This is a genomic window from Variovorax sp. 38R (assembly GCF_014843395.1).
GTDB classification, from domain to species: domain Bacteria; phylum Pseudomonadota; class Gammaproteobacteria; order Burkholderiales; family Burkholderiaceae_C; genus Variovorax; species Variovorax paradoxus_H.
Genome location: NZ_CP062121.1, coordinates 6450688 through 6473081, shown reverse-complemented (window position 1 = coordinate 6473081; position 22394 = coordinate 6450688). Strand labels below are relative to the sequence as shown.

General features: G+C 68.3%; 18 protein-coding genes. 8 read left to right on the top strand and 10 right to left on the bottom strand.

The window, feature by feature from the left end:
- Window positions 1-30: 30 nt before the first annotated feature.
- From IG196_RS30060 to IG196_RS30050, 3 genes are all read right to left on the bottom strand, one after another.
- A complete protein-coding gene (locus IG196_RS30060; protein WP_192194159.1) occupies window positions 31-387 on the bottom strand; it encodes a phage holin family protein in 357 nt (118 codons plus the stop codon).
- 99 nt (window positions 388-486) lie between these two features.
- A complete protein-coding gene (locus tag IG196_RS30055; RefSeq protein ID WP_101490815.1) occupies window positions 487-951 on the bottom strand; it encodes a hypothetical protein in 465 nt (154 codons plus the stop codon).
- Between the two features lie 86 nt (window positions 952-1037).
- On the bottom strand, window positions 1038-1772 hold the full coding sequence (locus IG196_RS30050; RefSeq protein WP_101490816.1) for a TerC family protein: 735 nt from the start codon (window positions 1770-1772) through the stop codon (window positions 1038-1040).
- A gap of 507 nt (window positions 1773-2279) precedes the next feature.
- Here IG196_RS30050 and IG196_RS30045 point away from each other — a divergent pair.
- Window positions 2280-2753, top strand: coding sequence for a DUF3717 domain-containing protein (locus IG196_RS30045; protein ID WP_192194158.1), 474 nt, complete (start codon window positions 2280-2282; stop codon window positions 2751-2753).
- A 2-nt stretch (window positions 2754-2755) separates the two neighbouring features.
- Window positions 2756-3061 carry a putative signal transducing protein gene (locus IG196_RS30040; RefSeq protein WP_192194157.1) on the top strand — a complete coding sequence of 102 codons (306 nt, stop codon included), beginning with the start codon at window positions 2756-2758 and terminating at the stop codon, window positions 3059-3061.
- Window positions 3062-3071: 10 nt separating this feature from the next.
- Here the strand turns inward: IG196_RS30040 and IG196_RS30035 are convergent, their stop codons facing one another.
- The 3 genes from IG196_RS30035 to purB all read right to left on the bottom strand — a co-directional run bounded on the left by IG196_RS30035 (window position 3072) and on the right by purB (window position 7588).
- The gene (locus IG196_RS30035) at window positions 3072-3632 is read right to left on the bottom strand and encodes a YaeQ family protein (RefSeq protein WP_101490819.1); all 561 of its coding nucleotides are present in this window, start codon (window positions 3630-3632) and stop codon (window positions 3072-3074) included.
- 46 nt (window positions 3633-3678) lie between these two features.
- A complete protein-coding gene (locus IG196_RS30030) occupies window positions 3679-5844 on the bottom strand; it encodes a TonB-dependent receptor family protein (RefSeq protein ID WP_192194156.1) in 2166 nt (721 codons plus the stop codon).
- A 364-nt stretch (window positions 5845-6208) separates the two neighbouring features.
- Window positions 6209-7588 (bottom strand): adenylosuccinate lyase, encoded by a 1380-nt coding sequence (gene purB, locus IG196_RS30025; RefSeq protein ID WP_192194155.1) that lies wholly within the window; start codon window positions 7586-7588, stop codon window positions 6209-6211.
- 121 nt (window positions 7589-7709) lie between these two features.
- Here purB and IG196_RS30020 point away from each other — a divergent pair, with 121 nt between their 5' ends.
- Complete coding sequence (locus IG196_RS30020; RefSeq protein WP_153281498.1) at window positions 7710-8321, top strand: glutathione S-transferase N-terminal domain-containing protein; 612 nt, start codon at window positions 7710-7712, stop codon at window positions 8319-8321.
- 110 nt (window positions 8322-8431) lie between these two features.
- On the opposite strand, the gene IG196_RS30015 is transcribed toward IG196_RS30020, so the two are convergent.
- Both IG196_RS30015 and IG196_RS30010 read right to left on the bottom strand, forming a co-directional pair.
- A complete protein-coding gene (locus IG196_RS30015) occupies window positions 8432-9877 on the bottom strand; it encodes an IS1182 family transposase (RefSeq protein ID WP_225616851.1) in 1446 nt (481 codons plus the stop codon).
- A 429-nt stretch (window positions 9878-10306) separates the two neighbouring features.
- Window positions 10307-10948 (bottom strand): glutathione peroxidase, encoded by a 642-nt coding sequence (locus tag IG196_RS30010; RefSeq protein ID WP_192197195.1) that lies wholly within the window; start codon window positions 10946-10948, stop codon window positions 10307-10309.
- 129 nt (window positions 10949-11077) lie between these two features.
- On the opposite strand from IG196_RS30010, the gene IG196_RS30005 reads away from it, so the two are divergent.
- The 3 genes from IG196_RS30005 to IG196_RS29995 all read left to right on the top strand — a co-directional run bounded on the left by IG196_RS30005 (window position 11078) and on the right by IG196_RS29995 (window position 13495).
- On the top strand, window positions 11078-11935 hold the full coding sequence (locus IG196_RS30005) for a ferritin-like domain-containing protein (RefSeq protein ID WP_192194153.1): 858 nt from the start codon (window positions 11078-11080) through the stop codon (window positions 11933-11935).
- Between the two features lie 98 nt (window positions 11936-12033).
- Window positions 12034-12924: an RNA polymerase sigma-70 factor gene (locus IG196_RS30000; protein ID WP_192194152.1), complete on the top strand. Its 891-nt coding sequence runs from the start codon at window positions 12034-12036 to the stop codon at window positions 12922-12924.
- A 103-nt stretch (window positions 12925-13027) separates the two neighbouring features.
- A complete protein-coding gene (locus tag IG196_RS29995; RefSeq protein ID WP_192194151.1) occupies window positions 13028-13495 on the top strand; it encodes a carboxymuconolactone decarboxylase family protein in 468 nt (155 codons plus the stop codon).
- Between the two features lie 3 nt (window positions 13496-13498).
- Here the strand turns inward: IG196_RS29995 and IG196_RS29990 are convergent, their stop codons facing one another.
- Together IG196_RS29990 and glnE are read right to left on the bottom strand one after the other, a co-directional pair.
- Window positions 13499-14599, bottom strand: coding sequence for a septal ring lytic transglycosylase RlpA family protein (locus IG196_RS29990; protein ID WP_192194150.1), 1101 nt, complete (start codon window positions 14597-14599; stop codon window positions 13499-13501).
- Window positions 14592-17387 (bottom strand): bifunctional [glutamate--ammonia ligase]-adenylyl-L-tyrosine phosphorylase/[glutamate--ammonia-ligase] adenylyltransferase, encoded by a 2796-nt coding sequence (gene glnE, locus IG196_RS29985; RefSeq protein ID WP_192194149.1) that lies wholly within the window; start codon window positions 17385-17387, stop codon window positions 14592-14594. Before glnE ends, IG196_RS29990 begins: the two co-directional genes overlap by 8 nt.
- Before the next feature lie 25 nt (window positions 17388-17412).
- Between glnE and IG196_RS29980 the strand changes: the two genes are divergently transcribed.
- Complete coding sequence (locus tag IG196_RS29980; RefSeq protein WP_192194148.1) at window positions 17413-21579, top strand: YhdP family protein; 4167 nt, start codon at window positions 17413-17415, stop codon at window positions 21577-21579.
- The gene (locus IG196_RS29975; protein WP_192194147.1) at window positions 21576-22394 is read left to right on the top strand and encodes a carbon-nitrogen hydrolase family protein; all 819 of its coding nucleotides are present in this window, start codon (window positions 21576-21578) and stop codon (window positions 22392-22394) included. The genes IG196_RS29980 and IG196_RS29975 overlap by 4 nt, the downstream gene beginning before the upstream one ends.

The following is a 22394-nucleotide window of genomic DNA, read 5'->3' as shown; positions in this document are numbered from 1 at the left end:
AGAAGGGGAAGAGGGCGTTGCCGCCGGCGCTCAGCGCCGGGGCGACAGCAGCCCGCCCAGCGCGCTCTCGATGAGCAGCCCGAGCAGCGAGTAGATCAGCGAGCCCAGCAGCGCGGCGAAGAAGCCGCTGACGTGAAAGCCCCCGAGCAGGCCCGAGGCGGCCCAGAACAGCAGGGCGTTGATCACGAACAGGAACAGCCCGAGCGTGACGATGGTGACGGGCAACGTCAGGATCACCAGCACCGGCCGCACGACCATGTTGAGCAGGCCGATCACGGCCGCCGCGAGCAGCGCCGAACCGAAACTCTGGACCTGGACGCCGCTGTAGAGGTAGGCGACCGCGAGCAGCGCGACGGCGCTGAGCAGCCATTTGAGGAGGATGCGCATGCGCCGCAGGATACCCCACAGGGCCCGCACAAAAGAACAAGCCCCGCTGCGTTGCCGCAGCGGGGCTTGTGTCGGTTCGAAGGGCGTGTGACCCTGGGCTTACTCGGCCAGCTCGTTCGCCAGCACCAGCAGCGCGCCCATGCCCATCACGGCGCCGGGAAAGGCCCAGCCCGATTGCTTGGGCGGGGTCTGGTCGGGCGCGACCGGTTCCAGGTCGACGCCGATCTTCGGGCGGCGCGCATCGACCACGTGGGTGGCCGCGTGCTCGCGCTTGAGTTGCTGCGTCAGGTCGGTCAGCGGGCCCTTGGCCAGCACCGCCGTCACTTGGCCGCCGTTGCGTTCGAGCAGCGGCAGCATCTGCGCCTGCACCTTGCTGAACCACTTGGCGCGCCAGTTTTCGCGCGCGCTGTGGCTCACCCACTTGCTGATCCGGTGTGTCATGCGCGGCGCGCAGGCCACGAGCACCCAATGGCGCGCCACGACGTTGTCTGCGTCCGGCGCCAGTTCGGCGAACTGCTCGCTGGCATAGACGGCGTCGTCGACGTAAAGAATGATCTTTTCCATGAGTGCTCTCCTTTGATAGTTAGAGTGACAGAGACCGGATTGATGCAAGAAGTTTCAGTGCGGGGCGTTTATCGACCGATGAACGCTCAGTGGGCCGGGGTGGCGGGGGCCGGCTTGCGCGAGGCCACCCACTTGCCGATGGCCAGCACCAGCAGCGCACCGAAGACGCCGGCGGCGTACTTGATGGTGTCGGTCTGCGGCACCTTCGGCACCCAGGTCCAGTTGGTCGGATTCGCCAGGGCCGGGTCGGACACAGCCATCGTGCCGGCAATCCAGCCCAGCAGCATGCCGCCCAGCGTGATGATCATCGGGAAGCGGTCCATCAGCTTGATGACCAGCTGGCTGCCCCAGACGATGATCGGGATGCTCACGAGCAGACCGAAGATCACCAGCGGCATCTGGTGGCCGTCGCCCGCGCCTTGTGCGGCACCGGCGATGGCGATCACGTTGTCCACGCTCATCACCAGGTCGGCAATGATCACGGTCTTCACGGCACCCCAGAGCTTGTCGCTGCCGGTGATGTTGCCGTGCGCGTCGTCATGGTCGGGGGCCAGCAGTTTCACGCCGATCCACAGCAGCAGGATCGCGCCCACCAGCTTCAGGAACGGAATCGCGAGCAGCGTGAGCGCGAAGAAGATCAGGATCACGCGCAGGATGATGGCGCCGGCGGTACCCCACAGGATGCCCTGGGTGCGTTGCGCGGGCGGCAGCTTGCGGCATGCCAGCGCGATGACGACAGCGTTGTCGCCGCCCAGAAGAATGTCGATCATGATGATCTGACCGACCGCGACCCAGAATTCCGGGGTCATGAACTGTTCCATAGATTCCTCATTGTCTTGGCAGCGCGCCCGCAGCTCCCTGGAGGGGACCACGACGGGCAGCGGCATGCCGATGCGTTTCGATTCACCCTGCGCGGGTGCGGTCGAGAGCGGGGGTGCGAAGGCCGGGTGACACCGGGGACTTGCGAACGCTTCGACCAAACCTGCGCAGGTTCAAATCGAAGGTCTCGCTCGACAACAGCAGGCGCGCCGACAGGCGTCGGCGCATGTGTCGCCCGCCAGGCCGGAAGTGTTGTGCTTCGTATTGACGACCTGACGATTCACGCTGCCCGGGGACAGCGATCGGGAGCTACTCCCCTTCGTGGGCGGGATTAGAGCATTGAAGACCGCGCCGAGGCAACCAAAAGTTTTCTTTACAACGGAGGGTGATTCTTCTGAAAGCCGCATGCACTGGGCGATGCATGCTCTATTTTTGGTAGCGTCTATGGCCCTAAGAAGGCGCGGGACATTGCGGGACTATGATCGCCGCTCGCTGTTTTTTCACTCTTCATGGCCGCCATCCACATCACCGACATCGAGGCCGCCATCAACCACTGGCGCGAGAAGTCTCCCTCGCCCGACGGCATCACGCTGGCGCCCGAACTGCGCGCGCTGGCCGAGGTCTACGCGCTCATGGTCTTCCACCACGAAGACGAGGTCGATGAGGTCGGCTTTCCTCCCAAGGCATGGGCCGCCTGGCTCGACTGGTACCACAGCACGCCCGACACGCCCTGCATCGCGATCTGCTCGACGAGCCAGGGCGACGACGAGTGCAAGGGCTGCGGGCGCAGCTTCGACGAGGTGCAGTACTGGCCGGCCATGACGCCGGTCGAGAAGCGCGTCACCTGGCGCCGCATCACCATGGAAGACTCGGCCTGGCGCTTCAACCGCTACGCCGAGCGCGCGCGCGAAGCCGAGCCGGCGCAGCCGGCCGAGGCTGAACCCGAACTCGACCCCGACGACGATAAAAACTGGGCGCCCTGACCATGCGCCGCCTCGCGCAAGCCCCGAACCTCGCGATCGCGACCGTGTGGGCGCACGCCTTGCGCGAGGAGGGTGTGGCCGCGACGGTGCAGCGCGAATTCCTCGGTGCGGTCATGGGCCAGCTGCCGCCCAACCAATGCCTGCCCGAGATCTGGATCGACGACGAGTCCCAGTACGAACTCGCGAAGCGCCTGCTGCACGAACTGCAGAACCGCCCGCAGCGCAGCTGGCTGTGCGTGTGCGGCGAGCAGGTCGAAGGCGGTTTCGAACAGTGCTGGCAGTGCGGCGAGATGATGCCCGCGGCCTAGCGGCGCGGGACTACTTCCAGCGCAGCAGTTCGACGTCGATGCTGTTCACGCCATCGCCCAGCGTCAGCGTGCTTTCCTGGATCGTCGCCTGCAGCTGCATGCTGCGCTGCGCCAGCTTGGCGAGCGCCTGCGAGGCCTCGGTCGGCACGCGGTAGACCTTCAGGTTCTGCGGCCGCGCGAGCTTGTTCTCGATGCCGCGCCACCAGATTTCGGCCGCGTGGTTGAAGCAGTAGACGATCACCTCGTCCGCCTTGCCGCAGGCCTTGATGACGGGCTTGTCTTCGGGTTGGCCGACCTCGATCCAGATCTTGGTCTGGCCCGTGAAGTCGCGCAGCCACACGTCGGGTTCCTCGACGTTCGACAGCCCCGCGCCGAAGGCCAGCGTGCCGTCGCCGTTGCAGATGTCCTGCAGCTGGTGCGCGTTGAGCGCGAGCGCAACCAGCCGGATCATCATCCGCTCGTCGGTCTCGCTGGGGTGGCGCGCCAGGGTCAGCGCATGGTCGGCGTAGTAGCCGTGGTCGATGTCGGCCACCGCGAGGGTGGCCTTGAAGATGGTGGATTTGAGAGCCATGGGTGCGCGAGTGTAGGCCCGACGCCCTCCCGCGCACCCCCGCGCCTCAGAACGCCAGCGACGCCTGCATGTACAGCGTGCGCGGCTGGCCCACGTACTTGCCGCCGTTGTTGTCGACCGAGCGGTTGTAGTAGCGGCGGTCGAACAGGTTCTTCACGCCCACGGCCAGCTTCAGGTGGCTCAGCGAGGGGCCGAAGTCGTAGGCGGCGCGCAGGTTCATCGTGGCGTAGCCGGGGATGTCGCCGAGCCGGCCGGTCGAATCTTCCAGCGTGATGTACCTCGCGCCGTCGTCGGGTGCGCCCGGCGAGCGCTGCTTCGACTGCGCGTACACGTCGGCGTTGACCGTCCACGGCCCGCGCTCGTAGCGCGCGCCCAGCGTGGCCACCTGGCGCGAGTAGAACGGCAGGTCGCGGCCGGCGAAGGCGCCGGCCTTCGAGGTCGCCTGCGTGTACGTGTAGGTGCCCGACACCGACAGCCCCTTGAGCGCGCCACTCAGGCTGCCCAGGTCGTAGCGCAGCGCCGACTCCAGCCCGCGGTGGCGCGTGGCGCCCAGGTCGGTCCATTGGCTGACCTCGCCGGTGATGGAGCGCGCCAGCTGCAGTTCCTTGTCGAAGTTGATGTTGAACAGCGTCAGCTCGCCGCTCCAGGCCTCGCCCTTGTAGTGCGTGCCGATTTCGTAGGTCTTGGCCTTTTCGGGATGCAGGCCGCTGGTCGACTGCGCGAGCTGCGCGTACTGCTGCGGCCCGAACGACACGCCCGCATTCGCGAACACCGACCAGCGCTCGCTCATGCGGTAGAGCACCGACAGCGTGGGCAGCACCTCGTTCGAGTCGATCTTCGGGTAGATCGCGCTGGTGATCCGGCCGCTCGCCATGTTGAACACATCGTTGTGCGAGCGGATCGATTCGTAGCGCACGCCGGGTGTGACGGTCCAGTTGCCGAAGTCGATGCGGTCGTCGATGTAGAACGCGTGCGCCGTCGTGCCGCCCTTGCTGAACTGGTACGTGGGCTGGGCCAGCGAGTAGGCATCGAAGCCCGGGCGCGGCCGGTAGTAGCTGCTGCGCGTGGCCACCTCGGAGGCCTCTTCCTTGAGGTAGCGCGCGCCGACGCTGATCTCTTGCACCACGCTGCCGGAATCGATGAGGCGCGAGTAGCGCGGCTCGAAGGCGTAGGTCTTGTAATTGCGCGGGGCGGCGGTGAGGCGGCGCTGGCCGGCGCTGTTGCCCGAGCCTTCCTGCTCGAGGTGGCTGCCGCGGAACGAGTCCGTGTAGTAGGTCAGCATCTCGAACTTGTTCACGCCGTCGTTGTGCGTGTACTTGACCGAGCCGTCGGTGCGGCTGCCGCTGAACTCGTCGAAGGGGCGGTCCGACTGGAACGGGTTGGCCGCGAACTGCGCGGTGGTCAGCCCGCCCGGCATGCGGGCGCTGCCTTCGAAGCGGTGCAGCGTCACCGCGATGTCGTCGGTCTTCGAGAGGCGGTAGGCGCCCTTGAGCATCAGGTCGTCGATGCGCGTCTTGTCGTTGCTCTGGCGAAAGCCGTTGCCGTGCGTGCCCGAATACAGCAGCGCCAGGCCCAGGCCATTCTCGTTGGTGCCGCCGATGAACAGCGTGGGCGTGGACTTGGTGCCGCCGCCGTGGCTGGCGCTTTCGACGCCCACGCCCACTTCGCCCGCGAACTGCTTCGGAATCGAACGCGTCACGAAGTTGATGATGCCGCCCACGTTCTGCGGGCCGTAGCGCACCGAGCCCGCGCCGCGCACCACGTCGACCGCCTCGAGGCTGCCCAGCGCCACCGGCGCCAGCGACAGCTGCGGCTGGCCATAGGGCGCATAGGCCACGGGCACGCCGTCGATCAGCACCGTGGAGCGGAACGACAGCCGCGAGGTCAGGCCGCGCACGCCGACGTTGAGCGAGATGTCGCTGCCGCCCGTGCCGCTGCTTTCCTGCACCTGCACGCCGGGCACCTGGCGCAGCACGTCGCGCACGCTGGCGGCGCCGCTCTCCTGGATCTGCCTGCGTTCGACGATGCTGCGCGCGCCGGCGTGCTCGAGCACCTTGGTCTCGCTGGGCGAGCCCAGCCAGTCACCGGTGACGGTGATGGCCTCGAGCGACTTCGATGGATCGACCCCGGGCTCGGCGTCGGCCGCCCAGCTCTGGAAGCTGATGGGAAAGAGCGCCATCACGATGGCGGCGGTTTTTGTTTTCTTGAACATGGTTTTTTTCCTCCTCTGGTTGTCGAAAGCGTTGTTGTCTGTTGGTTTGCTTGAATGGGTGTGCCGCGGGTGCTCAGGGCGTCGTGCAGACGCCGCGCAGGCCGCAGTGCGGTGATCGTCGTGAAGTGGGCGCAGTGGCCGAACGCGGCCAGCGGACCGGGCGCGAGGCCGGTCCATCGGTGGAGCGTGAGCCAGTGGTGTCTCAGCAGGGCGCGCAGCATGAACAACGGGGACGTCGAAGCGTCCCGTCAGGGTTGTCGGCTGGCATGCGCCCCGGAGGGGCACGTTGGCTGAAAGGGATCGAGCGGCGAACGAAGCGCACCGGCCGTGGGCAACACGGGCCGGCGGATCGTCGCGGGGGTGCCTAAATTCTACGAGCGAGTTCGGCGGCCTTGCCGGTGTAGCTGGCCGGCGTCATGGCCAGAAGGCGGGCTTTTTCCTCTTCGGGAATCGCCAGCGAGCGGATCAGCCCGTGCAGCGCTTCGGCCGTCACGGTCTTGCCGCGCGTCACTTCCTTGAGCTGCTCGTAGGCACCCTGCACGCCGAAGCGGCGCATCACGGTCTGGATCGGCTCGGCCAGCACTTCCCACGAGGCGTCGAGGTCGTCGGCCAGCGCTTCTTCGTTGAGCTCCAGCTTGCCCAGGCCGGTGGCCAGGCTCGCATAGGCCAGCGTGGCGTAGCCGAAGGCCACGCCGATGTTGCGCAGCACCGTGCTGTCGGTCAGGTCGCGCTGCCAGCGGCTGATGGGCAGCTTCTCGCTCAGGTGGCGCAGCACCGCGTTGGCCAGGCCCAGGTTGCCTTCGGCGTTCTCGAAGTCGATCGGGTTGACCTTGTGCGGCATCGTCGACGAGCCGATCTCGCCCTTCTTCAGGCGCTGCTTGAAGTAGCCCAGGCTCACGTAGCCCCAGATGTCGCGCGAGAAGTCGACCAGGATCGTGTTCACGCGCGCCACGGCGTCGAACAGCTCGGCCATGTAGTCGTGCGGCTCGATCTGGATGCTGTACGGCTGGAAGTTCAGGCCCAGGCCCAGCGGCGCGGGCGTCTCGACGACCTTGCGGCTGAAGGCTTCCCAGTCGAACTCGGGCCAGGCGGCCAGGTGCGCGTTGTAGTTGCCGACGGCGCCGTTCATCTTGCCGAGCAGCTGCACGGCGGCGATTTGCGCGCGGGCCTTGGTCAGGCGCACCGCCACGTTGGCGATTTCCTTGCCGACGGTGGTCGGGCTGGCGGTCTGGCCGTGCGTGCGCGAGAGCATCGACACGTCAGCGAACTGGTGCGCCATTTCGCGCAGCTTGGCGATCAGGCCGTCGATGGCCGGCAGCACCACGGTGTCGCGCGCGGCCTGGATCTGCAGGGCGTGGCTGGTGTTGTTGATGTCTTCGCTGGTGCAGGCGAAGTGCACGAACTCGGCGGCGGCCAGCAGCTCCGGCCGGGCTTCGAACTTCGACTTGATCCAGTATTCGACGGCCTTCACGTCGTGGTTGGTGGTCTTCTCGATGTCCTTGATGGCCAGTGCGTCGGCCTCGGAAAAGTGCGACACCAGCCCCATCAGGTACTTGCGCGCGCCGCCCGTGAGGGGCTTGAACTCGGCGAAGCCGCAGTCGGACAGCGCAATGAACCACGCCACCTCCACCTGCACGCGACGGTGCATGTAGCCCTGTTCGCTCATCAGCGGGCGCAAGGCCGCGAGTTTGGCCGCATAGCGGCCGTCAAGGGGGGAGAGGGCGGAGACGGTGGAAAAGCTCATGCCCGAATTTTAGGCGGCCGCCGGGGGGCCGCGGCGCGGGGGAATTGGGGCGGCGTCTTTTTCCGTTCACCTAAAATGCCTGCGAACAAACGTTAACAAACGATATGGGGAGAGAGCCTTCATGAAACTGATCGGATCCGCCGCCAGTCCTTATGTGCGCAAGGTGCGCGTGGTGCTGGCCGAAAAGCGGCTCGACTACCAGTTCGTGATCGAAGACGTCTGGTCCGCCGACACCACGATCGCCCATTCGAATCCGCTGGGCAAGGTGCCGTGCCTGATCATGGAAGGCGGCGAGGCGATGTTCGACTCGCGCGTCATCGTCGAATACATCGACACCCTGTCGCCCGTGGGCAAGCTCATTCCGCAGCAAAGCCGCGAGCGCGCCGAGGTCAAGACCTGGGAAGCGCTGGCCGACGGCGTCATGGACGCCGGCGTGCTCTGGCGCCTCGAAGCCACCTGGACCGGCCGCGCCGACGGCGAACGCAGCGCCGCCTGGATCGAGCGCCAGCGCGTCAAGGTCGAGGCCGGCGTGGCCGCCATGGCCAAGGGCCTGGGCGACAAGCCTTTCTGCAGCGGCATCCACCTGAGCCTGTCGGACATCGCGGTCGGCTGCGCACTGGGCTGGCTGGGGCTGCGTTTTCCCGAGATCGACTGGCGCGGCGAGCACGCCAACCTGGCCCGGCTGTACGACAAGCTCATGCTGCGGCCGAGCTTCATCGACACCCAGCCCTGAAACGACAAAGCGCCCCCGCAGTCTGTGTAAATAGTCTGCTGGCCGCTTAGATCGAGATGCCCCGCGAGAGCGGGGCATTTTTCATTGGGCGAGCGATTGCCCCAAGGGCCTCAGCCCCGCAGCGCCTGGAGCATCCAGGGCGCTCCCTTCATGTTGAACACCCGCTTCAGGTTGTAGGCCATCACAGCCAGGCTGAACTCCGCACGCGCTCCGCTCGTGTGCCTCATCAGCAATCGCGCATTGCCCAGAATGAGGTACTTGATGCTGGCGAAGGGGTGTTCCACCGTCTGGCGCCTGAGCGCCATCATCCAGGGCTGAGCGGCCAGCCGGCTCGCATTGGCCTCAAGCGCCTCTTCGTGCAGGTGGCGCGAGACGAAGCGCTGGCGCGCCGTGGTGCATTTTGGTTTTTGCTCACAGTCGGCGCAGTCGCTCGGCTGCGCTGCATAGACCACCATCTTGTCCTTGCGCGAGAGCTGCTTGCGCTTTAGGGCACTGCCCGCCGGGCAGGTGAAGCTGTCGCTGGCCGGGTCATAAACGAAGGCGCTGCGCTGGTACAGGTTGCCGCCGCCCTGGTGGTTCACCGAACGCTCGCCCGCCACGTAGCTGGTGATGCCCTGGGCGTCCAAGGCTGCAATGTGCTCCCCATTGGCATAGCCCGCATCGGCCACCACCGTGCAGGGCTGCTGCAGCACCCGGCTGGCCGCCTCGGCCATGGGCTGCAACTGGCGCTGATCGTTCACCTCGCAGACCACCTCGTGCGCCACGATCAGGTGACTTTGCGTCTCCACCGCCGTTTGCAGGTTGTAGCCCGGCTGGCTGTTCAGGCTGCGCATCGGGCGGGCCTCGGGCTCACCGCACACGACGGTGCTCGCGTCGCTGCGCAGGAGTTGCTGGGCTTGGTTGGCGATGGCTCGCCCCTGGGCCTTCAGTCGTTCCAAGGCCGCGCGCACTTCATCGGGCGTACCAGGGCCATCGCCGGGCCCATCGCCGCCCTGGTCATCCTCGCCGTCCCGGCTGTCCAGCAACCGCAGATAAGCCGCGATCTCCTGCGCGTTGCGCTGTGCCTGTGCGGCCAGCTCACGCTGGCCCACCACCGCCTTGCGCGAGGCCACTGCCTGCACCTTGGAGCCATCAATGGCCACTGTCGATCCACGGATCAACCGGCTGGCCCGCGCGAACTGCACGAAGGCCGCACAACTGGCCACCAGGGCCGCCGTGTTCTGGCGCCTGAACTCGGCGATGGTCTTGTGATCCGGGGCCAGGCGCCCCAGCAGCCACATGCACTCCACGTTGCGGTGGCACTCGCGCTCCAGGGCCCGCGAGGAACGGATCGCGCTCAGGTAGCCCCAGATGTACAGCCGCAGCAGATCCCCTGGGTCGTAGGGCGGTGTTCCCAGTCGCTGCGCCTGCGCCTTGGCAAAGCCCAGCGCCTTCAGATCCAGCGCCTGCACCCAGGCGTCCACCACCCGAACCAGTGCGTCCTGGCCCACCAGCTCATCGAGCATCAGTGGGAACAACGTCGCCTGTCCCCGCGCCTGTCCGTGTCTATGTCCCATTGGTCAGCCTCCAATGAAAAATGCCCCTCAGACAAACGCCTGAAGGGCACTTCTCGTGGACTCAGCGCTGACTATTTACACAGACTGCCCGGGGCGCTTTTTCTTTGGGGCCGTTCAGGCCGCGACGTGCAGGAAGGCGGGGCGCTGCGTCATCGCGGGCCCCGCTTCCGGCGGGAAGACAAAAATGCTGCGAGGCGCCCCGACACGAAGGAGGGAGGGAGGGAGGAGGAGAAGAATCGCCTCGGGATTTCAACCGGACGGCAGGCGCCCGGAAGACCTCGCAACATGAAAACCTGTGGGCCTTGGCGGCCCATGCTCAAGTATGAGCGCGGCTCCGGTGCCCGGTTCCCGGTCGAGTGGTAAACGTTTGTGACTCAAAGTTCACATTGCAGGGGCCGCGTCGCGCATCGCCGCAGCCCGGTGCATTCTTCAATCGCCCGCCTTGTCCTGATTCGGCCCGAGCTGTTTCTCGATGACGTTCACAAAGCCGGTTTCGTCCGGTGCCGTCATGCTCGACCAGGCCTGCACCACCTTGCCGTCGCGCCCGATCAGGTACTTGTAGAAGTTCCATTTCGGCGTCGTGCCCGAGGCCTGCGCGAGCTGCTTGAACAGCGGGTTGGCGTCGGTGCCGCGCACCGACGACTTGGCGAACATCGGGAATTTCACGCCGAAGGTGCTTTCGCAGAAGTCGGCGATTTCCTTGTTGGAGCCCGATTCCTGCGAGAAGTCGTTCGACGGGAAGCCCAGCACCACCAGGCCGCGGGCGCGGTACTTCATGTCCAGCGCCTCCAGCCCCTTGTACTGCGGGGTGAAGCCGCAAAAACTGGCCGTATTGACCACCAGGACCACTTTTCCGGCGTACTGGCAAAGGTTCTGGGGCTTTTCATCCTGCAGCCGCGGGAAGCTGTGCTGCAGGATCGCCGGGCACCCGGCAGCGCCGCCCACCGCGGGCGCGGCAGGGGCAGCGGGGGCCGTCTGGGCACCCGCCGACAGGGTGGCGGACAGGCCCGCCACGAGGGAAAAGGCCGTGGCGCAACGTCGCAGCATCGACAATCGGGCGGGGGTTCGCATGACGGGCTCCTGGATCGAAAGGGGGGGTGTGCATCTATGGCGCAAGCGCGCGCGTAAGCACATCATCGCGCGTCTGTCACGGGCGCGCCAAACGGCCCGATTAAAATCGGCGGCCATTGAAAGACTTTGATGCTCTACCCGGAACTCTTCAGACAACTCGAATCCGTCCGCTGGGACATGGACAAGGACATCCCCTGGCAGTCGTTCGACGCTTCCTTGCTGACCGAAGAGCAGGCGCAGACCATCAAGATGAATGCCATCACCGAGTGGTCGGCGTTGCCGGCCACCGAGATGTTCCTGCGCGACAACCGGCACGACAGTGACTTTTCGGCGTTCATGTCGATCTGGTTCTTCGAAGAGCAGAAGCACTCGCTGGTGCTCATGGAGTACCTGAAGCGCTTCAGCCCGAAGCACGCGCCCACGGAGCAGGAGCTGCACGAGGTGCGCTTCGACTTCGACCCCGCGCCCCCGCTCGAAACCCTCATGCTGCACTTCTGCGGCGAGATCCGCCTGAACCACTGGTACCGCCGCGCCGCCCAGTGGCACACGGAACCGGTCATCAAGCACATCTACACCACGCTGAGCCAGGACGAAGCCCGCCACGGCGGCGCCTACCTGCGCTACATGAAGCGCGCCATGGAAAAGTTCGGCGACGAGGCCCGTGCCGCCTTCACCAAGGTCGGCGTGCTGATGGCCAGCGCGCGCCGCACCGCCCAGGCGCTGCACCCGACCAACCTGCACGTGAACAAGGCGCTGTTCCCGAACGACACCATCCAGAGCCGCATGCCCGACCCCGACTGGCTCGAGCACTGGCTGGACAAGCAAATCAAGTTCGACGCCGTCTGGGAAACCAAGGTCGGCGAGCGCATCCTGCACAACCTGAGCCTCTTGATGAACCGCAGCTTCAAGACCGTGCAGGAGCTGAACCGCTACCGCAAGGAAGTCTCGGCCACGCTGGGCCCCAAGCCCGAGTACCAGGGCGCCTGAGCCGCCCCCAGACTTCGATGAAATCGCCCCGCATTCCGGGGCGATTTTTTTTGGCCGCGGGCTGTCACAGCGCGCTGGCGTCAAACGTCTAATCGGGCATGGACGACCCGACCCTCACCTTCGACAGCCACCGCCGCCGCCTCCAGGGCATCGCCTACCGCATGCTCGGCTCCGTCGCCGAGGCCGAAGAGGTGGTGCAGGACGCCTGGCTGCGCTGGCACGAGGCCGACAAGGCCAGTTTCGACAGTGCCGAAGCCTGGCTCGTGACCGTCGTCACGCGCCTGTCGATCGACCGGCTGCGCAGCGCCAAGGTCCAGCGCGAGCACTACATCGGCCCGTGGATGCCCGAGCCCACGCTCACCGGGTCGCCCGACACGCCCGAAGAAACGCTTGAGCGCGTCGACAACATCTCCGTCGCCTTCCTGGCCGTGCTCGAGCGCCTGGCGCCCGAGGCGCGCGCCGCCTTTCTCATGCGCGAGGTGTTCGACGCCGACTACGACGAGATCGCCCAGACCCTCGGCAAGAGCGAGGCCGCCTGCCGCCAGCTGGTGCACCGCGCCAAGGCCCAGGTGCAGGAGGCGCGCCCGCGCTTCCAGGTGTCGCGCGACACCCACCAGCGCCTGCTGCGCGCGTTTGCCGACGCCGCCGCGCGCGGCAGCATGCAGGACCTGAAGCTGCTGATGGCCGAAGACGTCGAACTGATCGGCGACGGCGGCGGCAAGGTGCAGACCTTCAGCAAGATGCTGCGCGGCAGCCAGCGCCTGGCGCAGCTGTACTACTCGCTGTGGCGCCGCATGGGCGCCGGCGTGCGCATGGAGCTGGTCGAGCTCAACGGTGAGCCCGGCATGCTGCGCTTTCTCGACGGCGAACTCGAATCGGCCCAGACCTTCGAGATCGAGGGCGAGCGCATCGTGCGCATCCGCGCCCAGCGCAACCCCGACAAGCTGGCGCGCATCGCCCAATTGTTCGCGGCCAAACGGGGCGCTTGAAGAAAAAATTCGCGCCGCCTGTCACAGGGCCGATGGCTGGCGCGTCTTCAGGGTGTAGCAAGCAGATTTCGTTTCTCTCACCCACCACCCTGGAGTACACACCATGAGCCAAGCCCCCGCCCTCCGTCTCGCCTGGACCAAGTTCGCCCCGAAGTCCTTCCAGGCCATGATCGCCGTCAACGGCAGCTTCGAGTCGAGCACGCTCGGCAAGGTGCTGATCGACCTCGTCTTTGCGCGCGTGTCGCAGATCAACGGCTGCGCCTACTGCCTCGACATGCATGTGCGCGACCTGCGCGTGCAGGGCGAAGACTGGCAGCGCATCAACAGCCTCGCCACCTGGCGTGAAGTGAGCCTCTTCAACGAACGCGAGCGTGCGGCGCTCGACTGGGCCGAAACCCTCACGCGCCTGGCCGATCACCACGCCGACCGCGATGCCGAGTACGAAGCATTGAAGGCCGTGTTCAGCGACCAGGAAATCGTCGAGCTCTCGCTCGCCGTGGCGCAGATCAACGCCTGGAACCGCCTCGGCGTGGGCCTGCGTTCGCAGGTCGTGCCCAAGGCGATGCCCTGAGCCTCAGCGCCTTTCGACCACCATCGGCGCGATGCGCAGGCTGTCGCGCAGCTGCGTGACAGCCTCGCCCGCCGCATTGCGCGACGGGAACGGGCCGGCCTGCAGGCGGTGCGTGCCGGCTTCGCTGAACACGCGCAGCTGCGGTGCCAGCGTGGGCAGGCCGCGCGCGGCCTGGTTTCTCAGACTCTCGGCGCCGTCGCGTTCGCGGAACGCGCCGAGTTGCACCCAGAAGCCGGACGCCGCGGATGCAGGCGTCGAGGGTGCGGCGGGCGCCGCGAGCGGGGCCAGCGGCGCGAGGTCCGTCACCACCATCGCTTCGCGCGGGCCGGCCGGTGCCTCGGGCTCCGACGGTGCAGCGGCCATCACCGGCGTCTGCGGTGCCACGGGCATCGTCGCAGCAGGCGCGGCAGCAGCCGTCATCGCGACCGGCGCGACCCAGGCCGATGGCACAGCCACCGGTGCCGCAGCCACCCGAACGGGTGCCGGCGCTGGCGCCGCGGCATAGGCCGTGCCCGCATCGCGGCGCCAGGCGCCGGTGCGGATGTCTTCGTTGGTGATGCGCTCGATCTCCACGGGCGCCACGCCGCGCAGCAGGTCGAGCTTCAGCGCCGCCGTGTAGCTCAGGTCGATCACGCGACCGTCCACGAAGGGGCCGCGGTCGTTCACGCGCACGATCACTTCGCGCCCGTTGGCCGGGTTGCGCACGCGCACGTAGCTCGGCAGCGGCAGCGTCTTGTGCGCGGCCGTCATGGCGTACATGTCGTAGGGCTCGCCGCTGGCGGTCGAGGCCGCATGGAACTTGCGGCCGTACCACGAGGCGATGCCCGATTCGCGGAACGGCCGGTCGTCGGTGATCGGCTGGTAGCCGCGGCCCAGCACCGTGTAGGGCTTGCTGGTGCCGCCGGTGCTGCGGATGGCCTCGATGCGGGGCTCGGCGTCGGGCACGCGATCGAGGTCGGACGGGATGTTGCTGCCGGGGCCGTCGCGGCCACTGGCCACACCGCCACCGCTGCTGCGCGGTCCGCTGGCGCAGCCGGCCAGCACGAGCGCGGCGGCCAGGGCGCAGGCCGTCAGCGCGCGGGATGCGAGGGCGCCGTCAGCCAAAGACCGCCTTCCACAGCGCCAGCATGGCGTCGCGCTCGGCGCTCAGGGCGGGCGGCGTGACCTGCGTCGGCTCTTCGTTCAGGCGTGCGCGGTGCTGCACGCGGCGCAGCTCGCGGTAGGCCTTGGCCGCGTCGCGTCCCACGCCTTCGGGCAGCAGCCCGGCCTGTTCGGCGCGCAGCAGCAGCGCGATGTTGCCCAGGTTGGGAATCAGCTCGGGGTGCGCGCCCGAGGCCGACAGCACCAGAAACTGCACAGCGAACTCGGCATCGACCATGCCACCGGGGCTGTGCTTCACGTCGAAGCGGTCGGCCTTCACGGGGCGGGCGCCGCGCAGCTTGTTGCGCATGCCGATGATCTCGGCCTTCAGCGATTCGCGGTCGCGCGGGGCGACCATCACGGCCTCGCGCACCTGGTCGAAACGCGCGCCAAGCTCGGCGCCGTGGTCGGCGCTGCCGAGCACGAAGCGCGCGCGCGTCATGGCCTGGTGCTCCCAGGTCCATGCGGTGTTGCTGCCGCGCCCGAGCTGGTACTTTTCGTAGGCTTCGAAGCTGGTGGTGAGCAGGCCCGAATTGCCGTTGGGCCGCAGCGCGGTGTCGATCTCGAACAGGTCGCCCTCGCGTGTCTTCACCGTGAGCCAGTTGATGAGCTTGCGCACGTAGGCCGCATAGACCTCGCCGGCGCGCTCGTCGTCGTCGTCATAGACGAACACGATGTCCAGGTCGCTGCCGTAGCCCAGCTCTTTGCCGCCCAATTTCCCGTAGCCAATGATCGCGAACTGCGGTACCTCGCGGTGCCGGTTGCGCACATGCGGCCAGCACCAGCGCGCGGTCACGCGCAGCGTGGTGTCGGCCAGCGCACTCAGGTCGTCGGCCACCTGTTCGACGGTGATGCGGCCGTCCACGTCGCGCGCCAGCGTGCGGAACACCTCGGCGTGGTGGGCGTGGCGCAGCAGGTTCAGCAGGCGCTCTTCGTCGGCTTCGCCGGTGCGGGTGAGCGAGGTGTGGCGCGCTTCGAGCTCGCGCTCGAATTCGTCGGCGATGAAGCGGCCCGAGAGCATCTCGTCGCTCGCGAGCTCGTCGATCACGCCCGGGTGCTGCATGAGGTAGCGCGCCGGCCATTTCGCGGCGCCCAGCAGGCGCAGCAGGCGCTCCTGCACGGCGGGGCGTTCGACCAGCAGCGCCAGGTAGCTCTCGCGGCGCATCAGCGGCTCGATCCAGTCGGCCCAGCGCATGGCGGCATCGACGTGGCGCGGCGTTTGTCCTGCGCCGTCGCCGTCGGGTTCTTTCAGCCACTGGCCGGTGCGCTGCACCAGCTGGCGCAGGCGGCCCCGGGTTTCTTCGCGCAGCGCGAGCACGCGCGGCGTTTCACACCAGTCGCGGATGCGCTCGGCAAACACCGGCGGCAGGTCGTCGAGCAGGTCGACCAGATCGGCGGGCGCGGTGGATTTCTTGCCGTTGCACTTGCCGTTGCAGGGCTTCTCGCCGCCCAGCAGCTTGTCGAATTCCTGCGCCACGAACTCGCGGTGCGTGTCGAGCTGTTCGAGAAAAGGGCAGCAGTCGGCATAGCCCATCGACTGCGCGATCCAGCGCAGGTCGTCGTCGTTGACCGGCAGCACGTGGGTCTGCTGGTCGTCCAGGTACTGGATGCGGTGCTCCACGCGGCGCAGGAACTCGTAGGCCGCGGCCAACGTGTCGGCCGTGTCCTGCGGCATGAGGTTGGCGCGCGCCAGCCGTTGCAGCGCATCGAGCGTGGGGCGCGTGCGCAGCTCGGGGAACTGGCCGCCGCGCACCACCTGCAGCAGCTGCACGGTGAATTCGATTTCGCGGATGCCCCCGCGCGAGAGCTTCACGTCGTTGGCGCGCTCGGGGCGTCCGGCGCTGCGGCGCGCCGACTGCTCGCGGATCTGGCGGTGCAGGATGCGCAGCGAGTCGAACACGCTGTAGTCGAGGTAGCGGCGGAACACGAAGGGCAGCACCACGGTGCGCAGCGCCTGGGCCTGGCCGTCCTGCACCACGGCGCGCGGCGCGACCACGCGGCTCTTCATCCAGGCAAAGCGCTCCCACTCGCGGCCCTGCACCTGGAAATATTCTTCGAGCGCATCGAGCGAGACCACGCTCGGCCCCGAGTTGCCGTTGGGCCGCAGCGCCAGGTCGACGCGGAACACGAAGCCGTGCTCGGTCACGTCGCCGACCAGCGCATAGATGCGCTTCACGGCGCGCGCAAAGTATTCCTGGTTCGACAGCTTGCCGCGCCCGTCGGCATCGCCGGCCGTGTCGCCGTCGACGTCGTACAGGTAGATGAGGTCGATGTCGCTCGACACGTTGAGTTCGCGCGCACCGAGCTTGCCCATGCCGATGACCCACAGCTGCGAGCGCTGACCTTCGGGGCCGAGCGGCGCGCCGTGCTGGGCGTCGAGTTCATGGCAGGCGTCCTGGCAGGCGATGTCCAGCGCCAGTTCGGCCAGCTCGGTCACGGCCGTGGTCACCACGGCGAGCGGGGCCTGCTGGTCGCAATCGAGTGTGACCAGACGTTCCATGACGAGCTGGCGCACGATGCGCAACGCATCGCCGACGGCCACGCCGCGGGCGCGCAGTTCGTCGTAGGCGACGGTCATCGATTCGCGCCGGGGCTCGCCGGGCGGCAGCAGGCCGAGCTCGGCCGCATAGCGGCGACGCAGCCGCTGGACGAATCGGGAACTGGAAGAAAACGCGGAAGGCGTCGGATTGGATGGCAACTGATTCACACTGGTGTGGGTTGGCGCGGAACCCGGCTCTAGGCTGGCGGTCATAATTCCCGACACAGCGCGACCCTCAATGAACGACACGGCGTCTTCCCCTTCACGTCTGCTCCAAATCACCGCTGTGACAGCGCGCTGGCTATTGGGTCTGCTCTTCGCTGCGTGGCTTCTGCTGGCGCTGTCAGTCGTGGTCCTGCACGCGTGGATTGTGCCGCGAATCGGCGATTTTCGCGGTGCACTCGAGGCGCAGGCTAGCAAGGCCATCGGTGTCCCGGTGCGCATCGGCGCCATCACCGCCCGTTCCGAAGGGCTATTTCCGGCCTTCGAATTGCGCGACGTGGTGCTGCAGGACGCAGACAAACGCGAGGCCCTTCGCCTCGTGCGGGTGGTGGCGAGCGTGTCGCCGCGCTCGCTGTGGCGCCTCAATTTCGAGCAGCTCTACATCGAGGGCCCGCAGCTCGACGTGCGCCGCGACACTCAGGGAAAACTCCATGTGGCTGGATTGCACATGGAGACCGACACCACCGGAGAGACCCGCGCCGCCGACTGGTTTTTCGCGCAGCGCGAGTTCGTCATCGAAGGCGGCACCGTGCGCTGGACCGACGAGCAGCGCGGCGCCGAACCGCTGCTGCTGACCGACGTGCGCTTCGTGTCCCGCAACGGCGCGCGCCGCCACGGCCTGCGGCTGGACGCCACGCCGCCGGCCGGCTGGGGCGAGCGCTTCACGCTGCGCGGCCAGTTCCGCCAGCCGTTGCTGTCGCTGCGCAGCGGCCACTGGCAGACCTGGGACGGCCAGCTCTATGCCGACCTGCCCTACATCGACGTCACCCGGCTCGGCCAGTACGTCTCGCTCGACGCGCGCATCCGCGAAGGCAACGGCGCGCTGCGCCTGTGGGCCGACGTGGACGACGGGCGCGTCGTCGGCGGCGCCGCCGACCTCGGCTTGAACCGCATCGACGCCTCGCTCGGCAAGGGGCTGCAGCCGCTGGTGCTGCGCGCCGTCACCGGCCGGCTGGCGGGGCACCTGAAGGCCGACACCTTCGAGTTTTCGACCACCGCGTTGCAGTTCGACACCGTCGACGGCATGCGCTGGCCCGGCGGCAACCTGTGGCTGCAGCACACGCCGACCAAGGGCCGCACGCCCGAGCACGGCGCGTTGAAGGCCGACCGGCTCGACCTCGCCGCGCTGGCCCTCATTGCCGACCGCCTGCCGCTGGGCGAGGCCACGCACCGCGTGCTGGGCGCCTATGCGCCGCGCGGCCTGGTCGAGCGCATCGACATGAACTGGCAGGGCGCGCCCGATGCCATCGCGCGCTACCAGGCCAAGGGCCGGGTCAGCGGGCTGCGCGTGGCGTCGCAGCCAGCGCCGGCTGCATCGGCCGCGCCGAGCACACCGGCACCGGCGGGCGCTGCCGCCTCGCCACCGCGCGTGCACCCCGGCACGCCCGGCCTCAGCGGCGCCACGCTCGACTTCGACGCCAGCCACACCGGCGGCACCGCCACGCTGGCCATGGCCAAGGGCACGCTCGAATTCCCCGGCGTGTTCGAAGACCCCGTCATCCCCATCGACCGGCTCTCGACCCAGCTGCAGTGGAAGCTCGACAACGGCGCCATGCAGGTGCAGGTGTCGAAGCTGCGCTTTGCCAACGCCGACGCCGAGGGTGAGGCCGAGGCCCACTGGCGCACCAGCGACCCGGCCACCTCGAGCAGCCGCGCACAGCACCCCGGCGTGCTCGACCTGCAGGGCAAGCTCACGCGCGCCGACGGCACCCGCGTGTTCCGCTACCTGCCGCTCGACATTCCGCAGCACACGCGCGACTACGTGCGCGAGTCGGTCGTCAAGGGCACGGCCAGCATCGTCGATTTCCGCGTGCGCGGCGACCTGCACGACATGCCCTTCATGGACCCGAAGCAGGGCGAGTTCCGCATCGCGGCCAAGGTGTCGGACGTGCACTACGCCTACGTGCCGCCGTCGCTCGCGGCGGCCAGTGCGGCCAGCGCGGCCACCACAACCCCGCCGTCGCGCACCGGCCCGCCTGCCGCGCCGCCGCCCGTGTGGCCGGCGCTCACCGGCGTGTCGGGCGAGTTGGTCTTCGAGCGTGCGGGCATGCTGGTGCGCAACGCGCGCGGCCGTGTGGCGGGCGCGCCCGGCGTCGAGGTCACGAAGGCCGAGGTGCAGATCGCCGACATGTCGCACCACGCCGCAATGCTGCGCGTCGACGCGCAGGCCAAGGGGCCGCTGGGCGAAGTGCTGCGCGCCGGTGCGCCGCTGGCCGGCGAGGCCGGGCCTTTCCTGCAGCGCGCGCGCGCCACCGGCTCGGCCGACTACAAGCTGCGCCTCGACCTGCCGCTGGACAACGTCAACAACACCAAGGTGCAGGCCACCGTCACGCTGGCCGACAACGAGCTGCAGCTGGTGCCCGAGGCCCCGCCGTTCACGCAGGCGCGCGGCACGCTCAGCTTCACCGACACCGGCTTTTCGCTGGCCGGCGTGCAGGCCCGCCTGCTGGGTGGCGACGTGCGCGTCGAAGGCAAGGGCCGCTTCAGCGGACCGCAGCGCGAACTGGCGCTGAAGGCGCAGGGCACGGCCAGCGCCGAAGGGCTGCGCGGCGCGCGCGAGGTCGACTGGCTCGCGCGGCTGGCCAAGCACGCAACCGGCAGCACGCCCTACGCCGCCACCTTCTCGATGCGCGACGACACGCCCGAGTTCTCCCTCACCAGCAGCCTGCAGGGGCTGGCGCTGCAACTGCCCACGCCGCTGGTCAAGTCCGCCGAAGAGCAGATGCCGCTGCGCATCGAGAAGAAGGTGCTCACGCGCGATGCCCGCCACGTCGCCACGCAAGACCAGCTGACGCTCGAACTCGGCCGCGTCGGCTCGGTGCAGTACGTGCGCGAGCTGTCGGCCACGGGCGAGGCGCGCGTGCTGCGCGGTGGCATCGGCATCGGGCTGGCCGCGGGCGAGACGGCGCTGCCGCCCGACCGCGGCGTGTTCGCCAACGTCAACGTCGCCAAGCTCGACATGGGTGCCTGGCAGACGCTGGTGGGCACCAGCGCCGCGGCCGCCGCCGGCGAGCGCGCCGACGACCCCGACCTGGCCTACCTGCCCACGCGCATCGCGGTGCGCGCGCAGCAACTGGGCATCGCGGGGCGCACCCTGCACAACGTGGTGCTCGGCGGCACGCGCGAAGGTGCGCTCTGGCGCGCCAACGTCGACGCCAGCGAATTGAGCGGCTACGCCGAGTACAGCCACAGCCAGGACGGCCGGCTCTATGCGCGGCTGGCGCGCCTGAAGATCGCGCCGACCGAGGCCACGCAGGTCGAGACCCTGCTCGACGAGCAACCCGGCACCTTGCCGGCGCTGGACATCGTGGTCGACGACTTCGAGCTGCTCGGCAAGCGCCTGGGCCGCGCCGAGATCGATGCCGTCAACCGCGGCGGGCGCGAATGGCTGCTCAACAAGCTCGCGTTCAGCGTGCCCGAAGCCACCTTCACCGCCAAGGGTACCTGGGCCGCGCCGGCGGGCGGCGGCGCGAACGCCGGCCAGCGCCGCACCACGGCCATGAACTTCAAGCTCGACATCGCCGACGCCGGCGACCTGCTCACGCGCTTCGGCATGCCGGGCGTGCTGCGGCGCGGCAAGGGGCGGCTCGAGGGCGAGGTGAACTGGCGTGGCTCGCCGTTCTCGCTCGACTACCCGAGCCTGGGCGGCCAGCTGCAGGTCGACGTGGAGCAGGGCCAGTTCCTCAAGGCCGATCCGGGTCTGGCCAAGCTGCTGGGCGTGCTGAGCCTGCAGGCGCTACCGCGCCGGCTCACGCTCGATTTCCGCGACGTGTTCAGCCAGGGCTTTGCCTTCGACTTCATCCGCGGCGACGCGAAGATCAACAAGGGCATCGCCAGCACCAACAACCTGCAGATGAAGGGCGTCAACGCCGCCGCGCTCATGGACGGCTCGGCCGACATCGTGCGCGAGACGCAGAACCTGCGCGTGGTGGTCGTGCCCGAAATCAACGCCGGCACGGCCGCGCTGGTGGCCACGGCCATCAACCCGGCCATCGGCCTGGGCACCTTCCTCGCGCAGTGGGTGCTGAGCAAGCCGCTCGCGGCCGCCGCCACGCAGGAGTTCCACGTCGAAGGCACCTGGGCCGACCCGAAGATCACCAAGGTGCCGCGCTCGCTGCAACTGCCCGGTATCTCGGGCGCACCCGCGGCCGGCGAAGGCAAGAAAACGGAGACCACGCAATGAAAGTCGCAGCCATCCAGATGGTGTCCGCCATCACCCGCGAAGCCAACCTCGTGCGGGCCCACGCCCTGCTCGGGCAGGCGGCGCGCGACGGCGCCGAGCTCGCGGTGCTGCCCGAGTATTTCTGCATGATGGGCGCGCGCGACACCGACAAGCTCGGCCTGCGCGAGACCGCCGGCGCCGGCACCGTGCAGGGCTTCCTGGCCGACGCCGCGCGCGAGTTCGGCCTGTGGATCGTCGGCGGCACGCTGCCCATCGAGAGCGACGACGCCGACCACGTGTTCAACAGCTCGCTGGCCTTCTCGCCCGAAGGCAAGTGCGTGGCGCGCTACGACAAGATCCACCTGTTCTTCTTCGACAACGGCACCGAGCACTACGACGAGCGCCGCGTCATCGCACCCGGCGCGCAGCCCGTGGTGTTCGACCTGCCGTCGCGCGACGGCCACGCCTGGCGCGTGGGCATGAGCGTCTGCTACGACCTGCGCTTTCCCGAGCTGTACCGCGCGCTGGCGGGGCAGGGCGCCGACCTGATGCTGGTGCCCAGTGCCTTCACGCGCACGACGGGCGCCGCGCATTGGGAGGTGCTGCTGCGCGCCCGCGCCATCGAGAACCTGGCCTGGGTGGTCGCGCCCGCGCAGGGCGGCACGCACGAGAACGGCCGCCAGACCTGGGGCCAGTCGCTGGTCATCGACCCCTGGGGCACGGTGGTGGCCCAGCAGGCCGTCGAGGAGGGCGTGGTGCTGTTCGACCTCGACGCCCGCCAGGTCGAGCGCACGCGCGCCCAGCTGCCCGCGCTGTCGCACCGCGTGCTCGCCTGA